The following is an 18,632-nucleotide window of genomic DNA, read 5'->3' on the forward strand; positions in this document are numbered from 1 at the left end:
CTGCTCAGGCACGCCTGGCGAACTCGGCCATGCCGTCCTCGAAGCGGACCGACGCGCGGAAGCCGAGCTCGGCGGCGGCCCGGCCGGGCTCGGCGACGATGTGCCGGACGTCACCGAGCCGATAGTCGCCGGTCACGACCGGGTCGGGGCCGCCGTAAGTGTTGGCGAGGGCCGCCGCCATCTCCCCAACCGTGTGCGGCCTTCCGCTGGCGATGTTGTAGGCGCGCGGTTCACGCGGACCGGGCTGGGACTCCAGCGCGAGGACGTTGGCGCGTGCGACGTCCCGGACGTGGACGAAGTCGCGCCGCTGGCCGCCGTCTTCGAAGACGAGCGGCGGCTCTCCGTGTTCGAGGCGGGAACGGAAGATGGCGGCAACGCCCGCGTACGGGGTGTCTCGCGGCATCCGCGGCCCGTACACGTTGTGGTAGCGCAGCGCCACGACGGACCCGCCGGTCGCCCGCGCCCACGACGCCGCGAGGTGCTCTTGGGCGAGTTTGGTGTCGGCGTAGGCGTTGCGGGGGTCCATCGGGGCGTCCTCGTCCACGGTGCCGGGGGTCAGCGGCGCTGCACAGGCCGGGCAGCGCGGTTCGAAACGGCCGCCTGCGAGGTCGGCGGCCGCACGCGGGCCGGGCCGGACCCGGCCGTGGTCCGGGCAGTCGTAGGCGCCCTCGCCGTACACCACCATCGAGGAGGCCAGCACGAGGCGGTTCACACCCGCTTGTGCCATGCCGGCGAGCAGCACGGCGGTGCCCAAGACGTTCGTCGAGGCGTACGCCGGGAGGTCGGAGACGTCCACGCCGAGACCGACCTTGGCCGCCTGATGGCAGACCGCCTCTATTCCTTTCAGATGGCGTGCGACCGATGACTCGTCGCGTATGTCTTCATCGCCTCGCAGGTCGAACGGACGTGTGTCATGGCCACGCTCGTTCAGTGCCTCGACGACATGAGAGCCGATGAACCCTGCCGAGCCGGTGACGAGTATGCGCATGTCCGGCACGCTAACCAGACAGGGCCGCGCGGAGTCCCGCGACGTGACCGGCTGTACGCACTCTGTAAGAAGTTCAGCGGTCGCGGATGGCGCACGCGGCGTTGATCAGGCCGATGTGGCTGAACGCCTGGGGGAAGTTGCCGATGGGCTCACCGGTGGCGGAGTCGACCTCTTCGGCGAGCAGGCCGACGTCGTTGGCGTGGGAAACCGCGGTCTGGAACACCTGGCCGGCTCGCGTGGCCTGGCCGGTCAGCGCGAGGGCATGGGCCAGCCAGAACGTGCAGAGCAGGAAGGCTCCTTCCCCACCGGGGAGCCCGTCCGAGGTGATGTATCGGCGAACGAGACCGCGGGCATCGGTGAGGTGTGCCGCAATGGCGTTCACGGTGGCCCGCACACGCGGTTCATCGCCGGGCAGGAATCCGACCATTGGGATGGCCATCGCGGACGCGTCGAGATGCGGGTCGCCGAAGGCCTGGGTGAACGCGCCGACGTCTGGGTTCCAGCCCTGTGTGAGGATCGCCGTACGGATCTGAGCGCGGATGCGTTCCCACTCGCCGACGCGAGCGGTCGCTCCCAGGGCGGGGGCCAGGGCGATGGCGCGATCGAGGGCCACCCAGCACATGAGCTTGGAATGCAGGAAGTGCCGGCTCGGACCGCGGACCTCCCAGATGCCTTGATCGGGTTCCTGCCAGCGGTGGGCGGCCGTCTCCGCGGCGCCGAGCAGGAACCTGCGCGTGATCGGGTCGTAGTGCCGGTGCGTCGTGCTGGAGCGGAGCTGGTGGGCGGCGTCGAGCAGTTCACCGTAGACGTCGAGTTGGCGCTGGCGCCATGCGTCGTTGCCGACGCGCACGGGGGCACTGCCGCGCCAGCCGGTCAGATGCGGCAGCAGGCGTTCGCTGAGGTCACGTTCTCCGCCGACGCCGTACATGATCTGCAGATCGGAGGCGTGGTCGAGCCGGGTGGCCGCCGCGCGGGCGAGGAAGCCGAAGAACGCCGCCTCCTCCTTCTCACATGCCGTGATGTCGAGGGCCTGCAGGGTGAGGCTGGCGTCGCGGACCCAGGTGTAGCGGTAGTCCCAGTTGCGTACTCCGCCGGCATCCTCCGGCAGCGATGTGGTGGCCGCGGCGACGATCGCTCCGGTGGGGGCGAATGTCAGTGCGCGAAGCACCCGTCCGCTGTGGGCCACCTGGTCCTGCCAGGGCCCCTCATAGCGGGCGTGTTGGCGGGACCAGGATCGCCAGCCTTCGATGGTGTCCTTGATCCGGCGGTGGATTCGCCGCTGACTCCAGCACGCCGGTTCGGCCTCCCACGCTGCGCCGACGTGCAGCGCGAGGCCGAAGCGTTGACCGGCGGTCAGGGTGACCGTGGCATGCGCGGTGGCACCGTCGGTCCGCAGTTCGGCGGGGATCGACAGGCTCAGAACGTGGGCGCCGCCACGGGCGATCAGTCCACCGCGCACCGGCTCCATCAGGGGGCGTACGAGACCGAACTCCGGGCGTGGCGCGTACGTCACGGCGAGAGTGACGGTGCCGTCCACGCAGGTCGCCTCGCGGAGAAGGACACCCGGCGAGGACGCGCCGATGCCGTGCCCGCGCTCGCGTCTGCCCAGCGCGAGCGCGTCGACGAGCACGATCGTGCCGTCCGGCGTGCGGAAGGTGGTCTCCAGGACGAGAGTGCCCTCGACGTATCTTCGGGCGATCTCGGCGGGACCGGTCGGGCGGATCGACCAGTGTCCGGCGTCGTCGTCGAGCAGGCGCGCGAAGATCGCCGGACTGTCGAACCGGGGGAAGCACAGCCAGTCGACCGAGCCGTCCGAGGCGACCAGGGCGGCCGAACGGCAGTCCGCCAGCAACGCGTAGTCGCTGATCGGCCGTGTGCTCACCAGACGGCCCTCCTACCTGCGACGGAGTCTTTCCGGCCGCTGTTTCGGGCGTTGTCCGCGCTCCGCGGACGCCGCGGACCGCAGACGCAGGGCGTAGATGATGGCGGATCCGGCGAACAACACGCCCGTCACCAGGAGCCACCGTCCCAGATAGGGGCTGAGACCCAGACCGACCGCCTTCCGGTACGTCTCTCCGGACTGCCGAAGAATCAGTGGGAACCAGACGAGCAGCAGAAGCCCCGACAGCCCCGCCGGTACGCGAACGTAGTTGATCCACGGCCGCCACCGGACGCGAGGGCCCGGCCGGCGTCGTCCCCACCGGCGTCGCTGCACGGCGACGTCGGCGAGCGCGTACAGCGGGAACAGCACGAGGTCGTGAACGATCGCCGCGCCGACGAACCAGATCAAAAAACCCACCCAGATACCTGCGGCGGCGACCCGGCTCGCGGCGTAGCCGGCCAGGGCGAAGCAGGCGAGCAGAGCGAGCAGATGCAGGGGATCGGCGCCATAGTGCGGGGCGATCCGCCGGCGGACGGCACCGAGCGGACGCCGAAGGCCGTCCCGGTGATGTGCGGTGATCCGTCGGCGGACGCCCTGGGACGGTGACTTGGCGCTCATGATCCTGCCGGCCGGAAGGTGAGCCGGGTGACCCACTTGGTGTTGTGCACGCCCGGCGCGTTCGGAACGATGATCCGGGCGGGGAACCCGTGGTCGAGGGACAGGTCGGCGCCGTTGACGCGAAGCGCGAGCAACGAGGCCGGGTCGGCCACCTGGCGGGCGCTGAGGGTCACGTGGCCGAAGACCCCTCCGCGTTCGAGGGACTCGACGAAGACCTCGTCTCTTCCGGGTGTGGCGCCGGCCAGCCGGGCCAGGTCGGCCAGGCGCACACCGGTCCAGCTTTGCTGGGTGGACCATCCCTCAACGCAGGCGATCGGCAGGTCGTAGGTGTGCAGGGGCATGGTCAGAAGATCCGGACGGGCAAGGCGCATCCGCTGCGGGCCGACCAATTCCAGCCGCCAGCCCGGACCGGCCTCGTGTGCCGTGATGCCCTTGGCGGCCGCGGTCTTGTTCACTTGAAAATCGTTGGGCCCGGTGCCGTATTCGCGGCCGTGTGGGGCCAGCAACGCGGTGCGCCGCAGCGGCCCGTCGATCGTCTGGCCGACGGACAGGCCGAACAAGGTCAGTGACGCACCGCCCACGAAGCCGAGCAGCCCTCGTCGTGAGACGGTCGGATCCGCCGGATGAACCGCGACCAGACCGTCGGGGTCGGGGGGTTCCGGACGGGTGTCGCCCAGACCGGTACGCAACTCCTGGCGGAAGCTCCGCGAGCGCAGTGCGCTGATCATCCTTGGCAGCTTCAGCGCGACATGAACGACGAACGCGCCCAGGAAGATCCACGCCCCGTACAGGTGCGCCGGATAGAAGAACGGAAACACATAGAACAGCTGGATGTTGAGGATGCCGGTGACGAACTCGAACACCGCGCCACCGACCAGCAGCAGCAGGCTGATCCGCTCCAATGCCTGAGCCGGAGAACGCGCCGGAGGCCAGTCGAACAACTTGGGGATGACCGACCACAGCTTGGCCAGCAGGACCGGAACGAGCGTGATCCCGAGGATGACGTGGACCGCCTGGCTGAGCCGGTACAACCAGGCCGGACGGGTCGGCCAATCGAACAGATAGAAGCCCAGCCCGCCTTTCTGTGGTGTCAAGTCGTTGCCCGCCAGCCGCGGATCGTAGGCGGCGTAGGACAGCAGCCCGGTCACCGCGATCAAGGTGATGCCGACCAGCAGGACGACACCGAACACCGACGTCAGCCACGGCCCACGCACCGGGCTCCGCCAGAACTCACGACGAAACGGCCCAGGCGGTGGATGCGCGGTCAGCCACGCGCTTACCCCATGCCTGCGCCGGCCCGAACGCTCATCAGAGCGGGCCCTGTTCCGTTCGTCTCGCGGCATTCGTTGATCTGCCATGGCTCCCCCCGAAAGCCACTCCTTCTCCCATTCCCCGCAACATTCGGCCCGATTCGCGCGCAAGCGCACGATCACGGGGCGGACCGCCACGGTGGCGAGGCGATGACAGGGGCGAGATCGCGAACGCAGGCGGCGAAACGGGTCTGTGGGGCGAGACGAGCGACCGCGGCAGCGTCCACAGCGGTGTCGACGTCCCGCAGCACAGGGAGATCGGAGACCCGCAGACCGGCGGCGCACAGCCGTGCCCGCTGTACGGCACCGGTGGCGGGCGTGGACATGGGCACACCCCGTAGCAGTTCGGGGTCAGGCTCTCGTAATCCCAAGGCCCAAAAGCCTCCGTCGACGGCCGGACCGAACCACGCGTCCACCCCGTCCCAGGCCACGGTGAGCAGGTCGGGGGTGATCTGCGGTGTGTCCATACCGATCAGCAGCGCCGGCCCCGACACCGCCGCGAACGCCGCGGCCAGTCTCTCATCCAGCCCTCCCGCGACTTGGGGGACGATCTCGAATCCGTCCGGGACCCACGGCCCAGGCCGGCCGTCCAGGACCAGGACCCGGCGGCAGGCGGGCGAGGCGAGTGCCGCACGCAACGTGTCCGCCAACGCGGCCTCGGCGAGCACGGCCGCCTGCTCGAAAGAGTACGGCGGCACCAGCCGTGTCTTGACCCGCCCCGGCACCGGCTGCTTCGCGATGACCAGCAGGGTCGTCACCACGCCGGCACGCGTGAACGCGCCACCGCCCATCACCGGCCGAGCACCGCGCTCATGTCCTGGACAGCCTGCTGGAAGCCACGAAGCGTCCCGGTGACCTTCGACCGGCCGATCCGCGGCAGGTAGTCCACCTCGACCTCACGCACTCGCCAGCCGGCCTCCGCCGCGCGTACCACCATCTCCAGCGCATAACCGCACCGCCGATCGGCCAGCCCCAACGCGAGGAGATCCACACGCCGGCCCGCCCGCATCGGCCCGAGATCACGCACCCGGACGCCGGTGCGGCGCCGGATGCGCCGTGCCAACTCCCGGTTGGCCAGCCGGGCCGGCAGCGGCCAGGCCCCACGTGCGACCGGCCGACGGCGCCCCAGGACCAGATCGGCCGAGCCGTCCAGGACCGGTCCGGCGACCCGCGGCAGCTGACGCGGATCCAGGCTCGCGTCGCAGTCACAGAAGCAGACCACTTCGGCGACGGCCGCCGAAAGACCCGCGTGACATGCCGCGCCGAACCCGCGCCGCGGCTCCCCGATGACCACGGACCCGAGCGACCGGGCGACACTCGAAGATCCGTCCACGGAACCGTTGTCGACCACGATCGGGCGAAAACCGTCGGGGAGTCGACCGAGCACCCACGGCAGGGCCTCGGCCTCATCAAGGCAGGGCAAGATGACATCAACGACCACGTCGGTCACACTCGGTAATGTCCCCTTAGTGCCTCAGCGCCACACGACCGTAGTCAGAGAAGACGCTCATGTCCTGGACAGCCTGCCGGATGGCCGCGAAGCGTCCCGCTGACCTTCGATCGTTAGGTGGTCGGTAGACACAGTCGGTGACGGGCCGAGCGAGACCCGCTCGTGATGAGCAACACCGACGCGACCAAAAGAGTCCGTCTATGTCGTCGAGGACGCCGACGCAGGCGGCGCCGTCGTCGCCGCGGTGACCAGCTTCCCCGTGCCCCCTGGCAGCGCCGTCGACCTCGCACTGATCGGGGAGAGGATGGCAAGGGCGACACGCCCAGGACATCGACGCCCGGCAGAAGCGCAGAGCGGGACAGATGCCCATCTGTCCCGCTCTGTCACGATGTGTCCGAGGGGGGACTTGAACCCCCATGCCCCGTAAAGGGCACTAGCACCTCAAGCTAGCGCGTCTGCCTATTCCGCCACCCGGACGTGGTGTGCCCCCGCGTCTCTCCGCGTCGGCTGCCACAGACTAGCAAATCCCTGGTGATGCCGCGAAGTCGGTTTCAGCGGCCACCCTGACCAGGCGTGCCAGGCCTGGGGGCGGCTGCGGGAGGATGGGGTGGACATCCCGGGCGAGACGAGCCGGGTACCCGCGACAGGCGGTGCGCCGCGCCTCAGGCGGCGGTGCTCCGGTTCTGCGCCGCGCGTGCGAGGAGGCAACGTGAGTAATCCTTCGGCTGAGGACGAGGTCGTCCAGCTGTGCAGTGACCTCATCCGTATCGACACCTCGAATCCGGGTGATCACAGCGGGCCGGGGGAGCGGGTGGCCGCGGAGTACGTCGCGGAGAAGCTCGCCGAGGTCGGCCTCGAGCCGAAGATCTACGAGTCGCACGCGAAGCGGTCGAGCGTCGTCGTACGGATCGAGGGGACCGATCCGCAGCGGGACGCGCTGTTGATCCACGGGCACTTGGACGTCGTTCCGGCGCGCAAGGAGGACTGGACTCGGGATCCGTTCGGCGGGGAGGTCGCCGACGACTGCGTGTGGGGGCGTGGCGCGGTCGACATGAAGGACATGGACGCGATGGTCCTCGCGGTGATCCGGGAGCGGCTGCGTCAGGGTCGTCGGCCGGAGCGGGACGTCGTGCTGGCCTTCCTCGCGGACGAGGAGGCGGGCGGCAAGTGGGGCGCGCACTGGCTGGTCGACAACCACCCGGAGTTGTTCGAGGGGTGCACGGAGGCGATCGGGGAGGTCGGCGGGTTCAGCCTGACCCTGCCGAACGACGAGCGTCTGTACCTGATCGAGACGGCGGAGAAGGGCCTGGCCTGGATGCGTCTGATCGCCGAGGGCACGGCGGGGCACGGGTCGATGGTGCATCCGGACAACGCGGTGACGGCGCTGGCGGCGGCGGTGGGCCGGCTGGGGGAGCACGAGTTCCCGGTACGGCTGACGAAGACGGTGCGCGCGTTCCTGGAGGAGGTCTGCGACGCGACGGGTGTGGAGTTCGACCCGGACGACATCGAGAAGACCGTGCGGGAACTCGGGCCGCTGTCCCGGATGATCGGTGCGACTCTCAGAAATACCCTTAATCCGACTGTTCTGGACGCAGGCTACAAAGCAAATGTAATTCCGCAAAACGCCACGGCTCAGGTCGACGGTCGATTCCTGCCCGGGTACGAGGAGGAGTTCTTCGCGACCGTCGACGAACTGCTCGGCGAGCACGTACGGCGGGAGTTCGTCCACCACGACATCGCGGTGGAGACGGAGTTCGACGGGCCGTTGGTGGCCGCGATGGCCTCGGCGCTGCGGGCCCACGACCCGCACGCGCGGCCGGTGCCGTACTGCCTGTCGGGCGGCACGGACGCGAAGTCGTTCGCCACCCTGGGCATCCGCTGCTTCGGTTTCGCGCCGCTGAAACTGCCGAAGGATCTGGATTTTTCCGGAATGTTCCACGGCATCGATGAGCGTGTTCCGGTCGACGGTCTGCGCTTCGGCGTGCGCGTCCTCGACCATTTTCTTGATCACGCCTGAAAACCTCTCGGCAATTGTCGATTCAATGCTCTCCGTGGTGATAGCGTGACTCACCGTACGGAGCGCCTTTGCGTTCCGCGCGGTGGGTCGATGCCGAGGAGGGCGCGTGGTTGCCAGGTGGTCGCGGTCACGGAGGTGCACCTCCGTCGTCCCGCGCCGCCGTGGTCTCCGCGCGCGATCGGTCACCCAGTGCCTGCGCGGTCTCCTCGCGCGGTCGGTCACCCGGCGCCTGCTGACCATGGCGGGCATCGCGGTCGCCGGCTGGCTGTTCGGAGCCGCCGGGCAGGCACACGCCGACACCGTTCCGGGCGCACGCCTTCCCAGCGCCGTCGCGCACGCGGCCCCGCACGTCACCGTTGATCCAGGTGACGCGCTGCCGTCGTTGCGCGCCGCCGCACCGGCCGTGCACATTCCCCGGGCGACTCTCCGGCACTCTCACCCGCCGTTGATCCCCGCCTCGCCGGCACCTGTGGCGAGCGGATCGGCCGGAGCCGTACGGCCCGGCACGTCGGAGGTCACGGCGGACCCTTCTCGGGCACCGCGGCAGCTCGGCCACGGCCATCGCGCCACGGTCGGTCGCGGGCCGGTGACGAGCACCGGTCCGGTCGCCGCAACGGGGGCGTCCGAGAAGGTCTCCGTCGATCATGCGACCCGTTCCCGGGTCCCCGCGCCGGTCATGCCACGGATGCCGCAGCAGTCGCCGCATCGGGCACAGGCGCTTCCCCCGTCCATCGGCGACGGTGTCACCCAGACGGGGCTATGGCGTGCCCTCGGGTTCGGGGCGGCCTCAGGCCGCTCGCGCGTGTCCGCCCTGATCGTGCGGACGGTCCCCCCGGCCGTCCGCACTGCGGCGGACGAGCCCTCCTTTTCGCCTGACTAGTTCCCCCACCACCGGCCCGGCCCCCGCCGGGTCGAGGCGTGCCCGCATGCGCGCGGCCACGCCGTGAATTCCCCCCAGGGACGTTCTCCGACTCCTGAGAGACGTACCCCCCAACCCTGTATCGAAGGAGCTTCATCCATGGCTACGTGGGCGAAGAGCACCGCGCGTGCCACGCTGCTCACCGCGAGTTTCGTCGCGCTCGGTGCCGGTCCGGCCCTCGCCGACGTCACCGACGGCTCGGGCAGTGTGCTCGGTGGCAACCAGGTCAAGGCGCCCGTTTCGGCGCCTGTCAACGTCAGCGGCAACGCCGTCGCGGTCATCGGTCACTCGATCGCCGGCTCGGTCGGCGGCGCGTCCGTGCACCGCGGCGGCAGCGGCCGTGGCGGGCAGTCGACGTCCGGGCGGCACAGCATCGGCGGCGGCAACCAGGTCGACGTCCCCATCACCGCGCCGGTGAACGTCTGCGGCAACGCGGTCGCGGTCATCGGTCGCTCCGCGGCCGGGTGCGCGGGCGGCGCCTCCGTCTCCGGCGGCCACGGCGGCGGGCACGGCACCGGCCACCACGGGCACACGACCGGAGCCGGATCCATCCTCGGCGGCAACCAGATCAACGTCCCGATCACCGCGCCGATCAATGTCTGCGGCAACTCGGCGGCCGTCCTCGGCGGGGCGCTCGCCGGATGCAAGGGCGGCGCCTCCGTCTCCGGCGGCCACGGCCATGGGCACGGCGGCGGCGGGACGACCTCCGGCCGGCACAGCATCGGCGGCGGCAACCAGGTCAACGTGCCGATCAAGGCCCCCGTCAACGTCTGCGGGAACGCCATCGGCAACGCCCTCGCCGGGTGCGAGGGCGGCGCGTCGGTCACCGGCTCCGGGAGCGCCGGCGGCGGCCGTACCAACGGTCGGCACAGCATTCTCGGGGGTAACCAGGTCACCATCCCGATCACCGCGCCGATCAACGTCTGCGGCAACGCCGTCGCGGTCCTCGGTGACGCCGCCGCCGGATGCGCCGGCGTGATCCCCCCGGTGCGCGGTGGCTCCGCCTCCGGCGGGCGCACGAACGGCCGGCACAGCATCGGCGGCGGTAACCAGGTCACCGCCCCGATCACCGCGCCGATCAACGTCTGCGGCAACGCCGTCGCCGTCATCGGCCGTTCCCTGGCCGGATGCGAGGGCGGCGCCTCCGTCTCCGGGGGTCACGGCGGCCACGGTGGCGACCACCACTGCGTCTCCCCGCACCACGCCATGGCGGCACGGGCGCCACTCAGCGAGCTCCCGGTGCTGCCGGGTGCGCCGTCGCGTACGGGAGCGGTGGCGGCCAACCCCGCGGCCATGCCGGTCTTCACCGGACTGCGGTTCCAGCCGCGCCGGCGCATGAGCGCCCCCGTGACGTCGACCCTCCCCGACGCGCCTCAGTCGCCGCTGGCCGTCCCGGCGCCGAGAACCCCGGTGGACGGCCGCCTGGCCGACCTCGCCGACGAGATCCCGGGCGCGCTCCCCGCGCTGCCGAACGCGGCGCGGGTCGGTGGTAACCCGCTGAACCTCCCGCAGTCCTCCTCCGACACCTCTCAGACCGCCTCCGGCACTGAGAAGACCGGCGCCCCCGTCCCTCCGGGAGTCGCCGGCACGGTCCCGGGTGCGCGGGCGCTGCCGGACCTGCCGAGCGTTCCGGTCACCCGGCCGGTCCCGGCCGCGGGCGCGGCGCTGCCCGTCCCGGCCCGGTTCGGTCTCCCGCAGGTGGGCGGACCGCCCAAGCGCATCCCCCCGATGCGGACGGTCGCGGCCCAGGAGCCGGCTCAGGCGGAGAACGGTGCGCTGGCCGCCCTGGCGCTCGCGGCGCTGCTCGCGGCGTCGTCCGGCACCGTCTCCCTGGTCCGCCGGTTCCGCGACCGCTGACGCCGACCTTCGACATCGACGCGGGCCCGCGACGGTGATGCGGGCCCGCAACGTCGACGCCGGTTCACGACGCCGGCACGGGCCCGCGGACGTCGCCGCGGGCCCGTGCCGGCTGAGGCGGGTTCGCGGCAGGTTGAGGTCCCCTGTAGGCGGTCAAGACGCAGCCGCAGCGGGGTCGACACCGGGCTGCGGGTCCGTGGCAGTCGGAGGGGACGCGGCATCGCAGCCGGTCGAGGCGAGCCATGGGCGGTCAGAACGCAGCCCCGGCGGGGTCGGCGCGGGCCCCTGTCGGCTGAAGCGGGTTCGCAGCCGGTCAGGGCGAGCCGTGGACGGTCGAGGCGCAGCCGCGGCGGGGTCGGCGCGGGCCCCTGTCGGCTGAAGCGGGTTCGCAGCCGGTCAGGGCGAGCCGTGGACGGTCGAGGCGCAGCCGCGGTGGGTCGGCGCGGGCCCCCTGTCGGCCGAGGCGGGTTTCCAGCCGGTTGAGGGCGTGCCTCCAGCCGTTTGGGGCGAGCCGTAGACGGTCGAGGCGCAGCCGCGGCGGCCGAGGCGTGTGCGCGGTTGCAGCGGGTCCGCATCTGGCCAGAACGCGCGTGATGCCTGAGGCGGGCCAGTGGCGGCTGAGGCGCCTGCGCGGTTACGGCGGGTCCGCATCCGGCCAGACGGCAACCGTACGGCTGAGGCCGCCCTGCCGATCCGTCGGCCTGCCGCTCTGCCGCTCCGCGGGCCCGCAGGTCCGCCGCTCCGCAGATCCGCAGGCCTGTCGGGCCGCCGCTCCGGCCTGGTCTCGCGGCCGTAGGGCGGGTCGGTGGCCGTCGTGACGGTTCTGTGATCGGTGTGGTGGGCGGGCGCTCGCTGATGTCCGGCTTCGTCCGGCTGGGGGCTTGCCTTCCGGCCCGGCAAAGCCCGGTAAAAGGGAAAGTTTGTGCCAAGATGTGCCCCGCGCTCACGCTCGGGGCACATTGCTGTAACGTCGAGGAGGTCGAGTACTGGCCGCCTCTACAAGGTGCGCGTAGCGCGGATGACCTTGCGGCGGAGCTGGATTCGGCGGCGTCCGTCGGGGTACACCCGCACGCGGACGAGTTCCCACCCGCCATGTTCGGCGTGCTCGACCATCACCTGCCTCGCGGCGTCCCGTGTCGTGCCGCGTGGTAGATGCAGTACTAGGTAGGAGTACTCCAGCATTGGCCTTATTCTGCTCCGTCTAGGGTCCTCACGGGGAGCGGGTGATCCTCTTCCGCGGATCCGGTCTGCCGAACGTCCCAGGTGGATCGGCTTCGGGGTGGCACTTGACGACTCCCGCCGCAGTCGAGATTTGTGAGGTTCAAGCACCGTGCCCGACAGCAACGGCACAACGAGGTCCAGCCGCAACCGCCTGGTGATCGTCGAGTCGCCCGCCAAGGCCAAGACGATCGCGGGTTATCTCGGCCGTGGCTACGTCGTGGAGTCCAGTATCGGCCACATCCGTGATTTGCCGGAGAAAGCCGCTGATATTCCCTCGAAGTACAAGAGCGAAATCTGGGCTCGCCTGGGCGTGAACGTCGACCATGGCTTCGAACCGCTGTACGTCGTCAACGCCGACAAGAAGCAGCAGGTCGCCAAGCTGAAGAAGCTGCTGCAGGAGGCCGACGAGCTCTATCTCGCGACGGATGAGGACCGCGAGGGCGAGGCGATCGCCTGGCACCTGCGCGAGGTTCTCAAGCCGAAGGTGCCCGTGCGGCGCATGGTCTTCCACGAGATCACCAAGGACGCCATCCGCGCCGCCGCGGAAAGCCCCCGCGAGCTGAACCTCAAGCTCGTCGACGCCCAGGAGACCCGGCGCATCCTCGACCGGCTGTACGGCTACGAGGTCAGCCCGGTGCTGTGGAAGAAGGTCATGCCGAAGCTGTCGGCGGGCCGGGTGCAGAGCGTCGCCACCCGCCTCGTCGTCGAGCGCGAGCGCGAGCGCATCGCGTTCGTCCCGGCGCACTACTGGGACCTGTCGGCCACCTTCGACACCGGCAAGCCGGAAGAGCCCTCGACCTTCGCGGCCACTCTGGTCTCCCTCGACGGCAAGCGCGTCGCCCAGGGGCGTGACTTCACCGCGCAGGGCACGCTGAAGACCCAGGACGTCCTGCACCTCGACGAGGCCGCCGCACGGGGGCTAGCCGAGCGGCTGCGGGACCGGCCGTACGCCGTCAGCTCCGTGGAGCGCAAGCCGTACCGCCGCAGCCCGTACGCCCCGTTCCGTACGACGACGCTGCAGCAGGAGGCCAGCCGCAAGCTGGGCTTCTCGGCGAAGTACACGATGCAGATCGCGCAGCGGCTGTACGAGAACGGCTTCATCACCTACATGCGAACCGACAGCATCACGCTGTCGGAGATCGCCATCAACGCCGCGCGCCAGCAGGCGAGGGCGCTGTACGGCGCCGACTACATCCCCGACAAGCCGCGCGTCTACCAGAGCAAGGTGAAGAACGCCCAGGAGGCGCACGAGGCGATCCGCCCGGCCGGCGACACGTTCCGCACGCCCGGCGAGACGGGCCTGTCCGGGGACCAGTTCAAGCTGTACGAGCTGATCTGGAAGCGCACCGTCGCCAGCCAGATGAAGGACGCCACCGGGCAGTCGGTGTCGGTGCGCGTCGGCGGCGAGTCCACCACCGGGGAGCGGGCCGAGTTCGGCGCCTCCGGAAAGATCATCACCTTCTACGGCTTCCTGAAGGCGTACGTCGAGGGCGCGGACGACCCGTCCTCCGACCGCGACGACCAGGAGCGCCGCCTGCCGCCGCTGGCGGAGGACGACCCGCTCACCGCGACCGAGCTGGGCGCCGAGGGCCACTCGACCCGGCCGCCGGCGCGGTACACCGAGGCGAGCCTGGTCAAGGAGCTGGAAGACCGCGAGATCGGCCGGCCGTCGACGTACGCCAGCATCCTCGGCACGATTCTGGACCGCGGGTACGTCTTCAAGAAGGGCACCGCGCTGGTGCCGTCCTTCCTGGCGTTCGCCGTGGTGAACCTGATGGAGAAGCACTTCGGCGAGCTGGTCGACTACGACTTCACCGCCCGCATGGAGGACGCGCTGGACGCCATCTCGCGCGGCGAGGCCGAGCGGGTCCGGTGGCTGCAGCGGTTCTACTTCGGCGAGGACGGGGACGGGCTCAAGGAGCTGGTCAGCCACCTCGACGAGATCGACGCCAAGGAGGTCAGCTCCTTCCCGCTCCCCGACAGCGACATCGTGGTCCGGGTGGGGCGCTTCGGTCCGTACCTCGACCGTGACGGCCAGCGGGTGAACATCCCGCAGGACATCACGCCCGACGAGCTGACCAAGGAGAAGGCCGAGGAGCTGCTCGCGCAGCCGAGCGGCGATCGCGAGCTGGGCGTCGACCCGGAGAACGGCCACGCGATCGTGGTCAAGACCGGCCGCTTCGGCCCGTTCGTCACCGAGATCCTGCCGGAGGACGCCCCGAAGAGCGCGAAGGCGCGTACGGCGTCGCTGTTCAAGTCGATGTCGCCGGAGGCCGTGACGCTCGAGGAGGCCCTCCAGCTCCTGTCGCTGCCGCGCGTCGTCGGGGAGCTCGACGGTGAGCCGGTCACGGCGCAGAACGGCCGGTTCGGCCCGTACCTGAAGAAGGGCACCGACAGCCGGTCGCTGCAGGGCGAGGACCAGCTGTTCACGGTCACCATCGAGGAGGCCAAGGAGATCTTCGCCCAGCCGAAGCAGCGCGGGCGCGGCCGGGCCGCCGCGGCGCCGCCGCTGCGCGAACTCGGCGAGGACGCGGGCAACAAGATCGTCATCAAGGAGGGGCGCTTCGGTCCGTACGTCACGGACGGCGAGACCAACGCCAGCCTGCGGAAGGGCGACGAGGTCGAGTCGATCACGATGCAGCGGGCCCTCGAACTACTCGCGGAGCGTCGCGAGAAGGTCGCCGCGGGCGGCGGGAAGAAGCCCGCGCGGCGGCGTACCGCGAAGTCTCGTTCCTGACGCTCTCAGGTGGATACGCTGACACAATGACCAGAACGGGCAGCTCTTCCGGCGTGCTGTCGATCAAGCCGTTCCGTCGGCTATGGATCGCCCTGTCGTTGTCGAGTTTCGGCGATTGGCTCAGCATCCTGGCGCTGACCGCGCTGGCCGGCTCACTGACCAAGGGGTCGGCGCAGAACTACGCGATCGGCGGCGTGCTCGTCATCAAGCTGCTGCCGGCGCTGATCTTCGGGCCGCTCGCCGGCGCGGTGGCCGACCGCTTCGACCGCCGCACCACGATGGTGATCGCGGACATCCTGCGGTTCAGCCTGTTCCTGTCGATCCCGATCGTCGGGCGGCTCGACTGGCTGTTCGTCGCCACCTTCCTGGTCGAGATCGTGACGCTGTTCTGGATCCCGGCCAAGGAGGCCACGGTCCCGAACCTGGTGCCCAAGGACCGGCTCGAGAAGGCCAACCAGATCAGCCTCATCTCGACGTACGGCTCGGCGCCGGTGGCGGCGGGGACGTTCTCGGTGCTGGCGCTGATCTCCGGGGTCATCTTCAAGACCCACCAGCAGCAGGCCGACCTCGCGCTGTACATCAACGCGGTGACCTTCCTGGTCTCCGCGCTCACGATCTTCTCGTTGCGCGAGATCCCCCGGCAGGACGGCAAGGTCTCGGTCCCGTCGGTCCTCAAGCAGATCGTCGACGGCTGGCGGTTCGTCGGCTCGACGCCGATGGTGCGCGGCCTGACCGTCGGGATCATCGGCGCGTTCGCCGCGGGTGGCGCGGTGATCGGCGTCGCCAAGGTCTACGTCAAGGCCCTGGGCGGGGGCGACGCCGCGTACGGTGTCGTCTTCGGCATGGTCTTCGTGGGCATGGCGGTCGGGATGTTCCTGGCCCCCCGCATCCTGAAGGACTTCAGCCGCCGTCGGCTGTTCGGCCTGGCGATCATAGGGTCCGGCGTCGCGCTGGCGCTGATCGCCATCATCCAGAACCTCGTCATCGTCTGCCTGCTGACCGCGCTGCTCGGGGCGGGCGCCGGCATCGCCTGGGTGATCGGCTACACGCTGGTCGGCCTGGAGGTCGAGGACAGCCTCCGCGGCCGTACGTGGGCGTTCCTGCAGTCGCTGGTCCGGGTCGTGCTGCTGCTCACCGTCGCCGCCGTGCCGTTCATCGCCGTGGGGGTCGGCGAGTACCGGATCAAGGTCGCGGACGGCGTCTACCGCTTCGCCGGCCCGAACGTGGTGCTGCTGCTCGGCGCCCTGATCGCCGTCATCGTCGGCCTCCTCGCCTACCGGCAGATGGACGACCGCAAGGGCATCCCGCTGTCCCGTGACCTGCTGGCCGCGCTGCGCGGTGAGGAGTACGTCCCGGAGGAGCCGGGGCACGGCGAGCGCGGCGTGTTCGTCGCGTTCGAGGGCGGGGAGGGCGCCGGGAAGACCACGCAGGCCCGCCTGCTGGCGATCTGGCTTCGCGACCAGGGCTTCGACGTCGTCACGACCCGCGAGCCGGGCTCGACGAAGATCGGAATGCGGCTGCGCGCGCTGCTGCTGGACAAGGAGACCTCGGGCCTGTCTGCCCGCGCCGAGACCCTGCTGTACGCGGCGGACCGCGCGCAGCACGTCGCCGAGGTCATCCAGCCGGCGCTGGAGCGCGGCGCGATCGTCGTCACCGACCGGTACGTCGACTCGTCCCTGGCCTACCAGGGCGCCGGCCGCGAGCTGAAGGTCAAGGAGATCGCCGAGGTGAACCGCTGGGCCACCAGCGGGCTCACCCCCGACCTGACGATCGTGCTGGACGTGCCGTCCGAGGTCGGGCTGAGCCGGTTCGCGTCCCCGGCCGACCGGATCGAGTCCGAGCCCCGGGAGTTCCACGAGCGCGTACGCCGCGGGTTCCGGGCCCTCGCCGAGGCCGAGCCGCACCGGTACCTCGTCGTCGACGCCACCCAGCCCCAGGAGCAGATCACCCGGCAGATCCACGACCGGGTCCGCGCCATCCTGCCGGACCCCGTCCCGGCCACCGCCGAGGCCGTCACGAGCACGATGCCGGTCATCAGCGACTGACCGCCGACCTGGGAACGACCACTCCGCGTCGTGGCGGGACCGCCCGGCCCCCGGAGGTCGCCGTCGACGCGGGCGTAACGCTCGGCGAAGCCGCCGAGAGCGGGCCCGCTCTCGGGATGAACCACCGGGCAGGGTGGCCTTTCACCGAGTGTCGCGCCCGCATCGCCGAGCGCGGGGTGGCATGGGGACACCGAGTCGGTCGGCCCATGCGGCGAACGCTCGCGCCAGGCCCTAGCATCGAATGCGCCACGGGGCTGGAGGGGATCGACGCGTGACGGTGTACGACGACCTGGTCGGGCAGGAGCCCGTCATCGAGCAGCTGCGCGCCGCCGCGGCCGCCGGAGCCGACGCCCTGGCCGGTACGGGCGGCGGCGGCATGACGCACGCCTGGCTGTTCACGGGCCCGCCCGGATCGGGGCGCTCGACCGCGGCCCGGGCGTTCGCCGCCGCGCTGCTGTGCCCCGACCAGGGCTGCGGGCACTGCGCGTCCTGCCACCAGGTGCTGTCCGGCAGCCACGCCGACGTCGAGGTCGTACGCCCCGCCGGGCTGTCGTACGGCGTCCGGGAGACTCGCGCGCTGGTGCTGCGGGCCGCCTCCTCACCGACCGGCGGGCGCTGGCGGATCGTGCTGTTCGAGGACGCCGACCGGTCCACCGAGCAGGCCGCGAACGCGCTGCTCAAGGCCATCGAGGAGCCTCCGGCCCGTACGGTCTGGCTGCTGTGCGCGCCGTCGCCGGACGACCTGGTCGTGACGATCCGGTCCCGCTGCCGGCTCGTGACGCTGCGGACGCCCCCCGCGCACGCGGTCGCCGACGTCCTCGTACGCCGTGACGGGATCGACCCGGACGTCGCGGCCGCGGCGGCCCGGGCCGCGCAGGGGCACGTCGGCCGGGCGAAGCGCCTGGCCACCGACGAGCAGGCGCGCCGGCGCCGGGCCGAGGTGCTGGCCGTCCCCGGCCGCCTGAACGGTGTCGGGCCCGCCGTCGACGCCGCCGAGGCCCTCGTGAAGGCCGCGGAGGCCGAGGCCAAGGACCTCGGCGCGGAGCTGGACGCGGAGGAGACCGCTGCGCTGCGCCAGGCGCTCGGCGAGAGCGCCAAGGGCCGCATGCCGCGCGGCACCGCGGGCGCCCTGAAGGAGCTCGAGGACCGGCAGAAGTCCCGGACGACCCGCATGAAGCGCGATTCCCTCGACCGCGCGCTCCTGGACCTGGCCTCGTACTACCGGGATCTGCTCGTCGTGCAGCTCGGCGCGGGGGTGGAGCTGGTCAACACCGACCGGGCCCGGGAGCTGCGGTCGGTGTCCGGGCCGCCGGAGGCCACGCTGCGCCGCCTCGAGGCGATCATGGTCTGCCGGGAGCGTCTGCAGGCCAACGTCAATCCCCAGCTCGCGGTCGAGGCCATGGCGATGGCCCTGCGCACCGGCTGATTCCGCCGGTCCGGCGCCCCAGCGTGGCGCGGATCGTCCTCCATGGCCATTACCGGCCATAGATCTCACCCGTCGCACCACTGGACCAACCACCCGTTGAACCGCTCTGATGCCTCCATTGCCTGTTCTTTACCGGCAGCAGGTTGACACCAACGGAGGTGT

At 70.9% G+C, this 18,632-nt stretch carries 12 protein-coding genes and 1 tRNA gene; 5 read left to right on the top strand and 8 right to left on the bottom strand.

The genetic code is table 11. The annotated features are described in order from the left end of the window. Positions 1-4: 4 nt before the first annotated feature. From ABD978_RS09250 to ABD978_RS09280, 7 genes are all read right to left on the bottom strand, one after another. Positions 5-988 carry an NAD-dependent epimerase/dehydratase family protein gene (locus ABD978_RS09250; protein WP_345351555.1) on the bottom strand — a complete coding sequence of 328 codons (984 nt, stop codon included), beginning with the start codon at positions 986-988 and terminating at the stop codon, positions 5-7. Positions 989-1,061: 73 nt separating this feature from the next. Further along, positions 1,062-2,870 carry a glycoside hydrolase family 15 protein gene (locus ABD978_RS09255; RefSeq protein WP_345351558.1) on the bottom strand — a complete coding sequence of 603 codons (1,809 nt, stop codon included), beginning with the start codon at positions 2,868-2,870 and terminating at the stop codon, positions 1,062-1,064. A gap of 12 nt (positions 2,871-2,882) precedes the next feature. Further along, the gene (locus ABD978_RS09260) at positions 2,883-3,488 is read right to left on the bottom strand and encodes a hypothetical protein (RefSeq protein ID WP_345351561.1); all 606 of its coding nucleotides are present in this window, start codon (positions 3,486-3,488) and stop codon (positions 2,883-2,885) included. After that, positions 3,485-4,936 carry a molybdopterin-dependent oxidoreductase gene (locus ABD978_RS09265; RefSeq protein WP_345351564.1) on the bottom strand — a complete coding sequence of 484 codons (1,452 nt, stop codon included), beginning with the start codon at positions 4,934-4,936 and terminating at the stop codon, positions 3,485-3,487. The genes ABD978_RS09260 and ABD978_RS09265 overlap by 4 nt, the downstream gene beginning before the upstream one ends. Next, a complete protein-coding gene (locus tag ABD978_RS09270; RefSeq protein WP_345351567.1) occupies positions 4,918-5,589 on the bottom strand; it encodes a TIGR04282 family arsenosugar biosynthesis glycosyltransferase in 672 nt (223 codons plus the stop codon). Before ABD978_RS09270 ends, ABD978_RS09265 begins: the two co-directional genes overlap by 19 nt. After that, positions 5,589-6,248: a glycosyltransferase family 2 protein gene (locus ABD978_RS09275; protein ID WP_345351570.1), complete on the bottom strand. Its 660-nt coding sequence runs from the start codon at positions 6,246-6,248 to the stop codon at positions 5,589-5,591. Before ABD978_RS09275 ends, ABD978_RS09270 begins: the two co-directional genes overlap by 1 nt. A 391-nt stretch (positions 6,249-6,639) precedes the next feature. Next, positions 6,640-6,725 (bottom strand) — tRNA-Leu (locus tag ABD978_RS09280). 232 nt (positions 6,726-6,957) lie between these two features. On the opposite strand from ABD978_RS09280, the gene ABD978_RS09285 reads away from it, so the two are divergent. Next, the gene (locus tag ABD978_RS09285) at positions 6,958-8,265 is read left to right on the top strand and encodes a M20/M25/M40 family metallo-hydrolase (protein WP_345351573.1); all 1,308 of its coding nucleotides are present in this window, start codon (positions 6,958-6,960) and stop codon (positions 8,263-8,265) included. Positions 8,266-9,283: 1,018 nt separating this feature from the next. Beyond that, a complete protein-coding gene (locus ABD978_RS09290) occupies positions 9,284-11,041 on the top strand; it encodes a chaplin family protein (RefSeq protein ID WP_345351576.1) in 1,758 nt (585 codons plus the stop codon). Positions 11,042-12,037: 996 nt separating this feature from the next. Here ABD978_RS09290 and ABD978_RS09295 read toward each other — a convergent pair. Then, positions 12,038-12,223, bottom strand: coding sequence for a DUF5703 family protein (locus ABD978_RS09295; RefSeq protein ID WP_252782122.1), 186 nt, complete (start codon positions 12,221-12,223; stop codon positions 12,038-12,040). 148 nt (positions 12,224-12,371) lie between these two features. On the opposite strand from ABD978_RS09295, the gene topA reads away from it, so the two are divergent. The 3 genes from topA (at position 12,372) to ABD978_RS09310 (ending at position 18,470) form a co-directional block, all read left to right on the top strand. Next, positions 12,372-14,999 carry a type I DNA topoisomerase gene (gene topA, locus ABD978_RS09300; RefSeq protein WP_345351580.1) on the top strand — a complete coding sequence of 876 codons (2,628 nt, stop codon included), beginning with the start codon at positions 12,372-12,374 and terminating at the stop codon, positions 14,997-14,999. Between the two features lie 26 nt (positions 15,000-15,025). Continuing rightward, entirely contained in the window at positions 15,026-17,044 is a 2,019-nt protein-coding gene (gene tmk, locus ABD978_RS09305; RefSeq protein ID WP_345351584.1) for a dTMP kinase, read from the top strand. A gap of 271 nt (positions 17,045-17,315) precedes the next feature. Continuing rightward, entirely contained in the window at positions 17,316-18,470 is a 1,155-nt protein-coding gene (locus tag ABD978_RS09310) for a DNA polymerase III subunit delta' (protein ID WP_345351587.1), read from the top strand. Positions 18,471-18,632 lie beyond the last annotated feature (162 nt).

Origin of the sequence: Actinoallomurus liliacearum (genome assembly GCF_039542035.1) — a bacterium.
Lineage (GTDB): Bacteria > Actinomycetota > Actinomycetes > Streptosporangiales > Streptosporangiaceae > Actinoallomurus > Actinoallomurus liliacearum.

Excerpts from the sequence above, each read along its gene's own strand:
- ABD978_RS09250 (WP_345351555.1), bottom strand. The coding sequence starts at position 988 with ATGCGCATACTCGTCACCGGCTCGGCAGGGTTCATCGGCTCTCATGTC.
- ABD978_RS09260 (WP_345351561.1), bottom strand. The coding sequence starts at position 3,488 with ATGAGCGCCAAGTCACCGTCCCAGGGCGTCCGCCGACGGATCACCGCA.
- ABD978_RS09270 (WP_345351567.1), bottom strand. The coding sequence starts at position 5,589 with ATGGGCGGTGGCGCGTTCACGCGTGCCGGCGTGGTGACGACCCTGCTG.
- ABD978_RS09290 (WP_345351576.1), top strand. The coding sequence starts at position 9,284 with ATGGCTACGTGGGCGAAGAGCACCGCGCGTGCCACGCTGCTCACCGCG.
- ABD978_RS09295 (WP_252782122.1), bottom strand. The coding sequence starts at position 12,223 with ATGCTGGAGTACTCCTACCTAGTACTGCATCTACCACGCGGCACGACA.
- tmk (WP_345351584.1), top strand. The coding sequence starts at position 15,026 with ATGACCAGAACGGGCAGCTCTTCCGGCGTGCTGTCGATCAAGCCGTTC.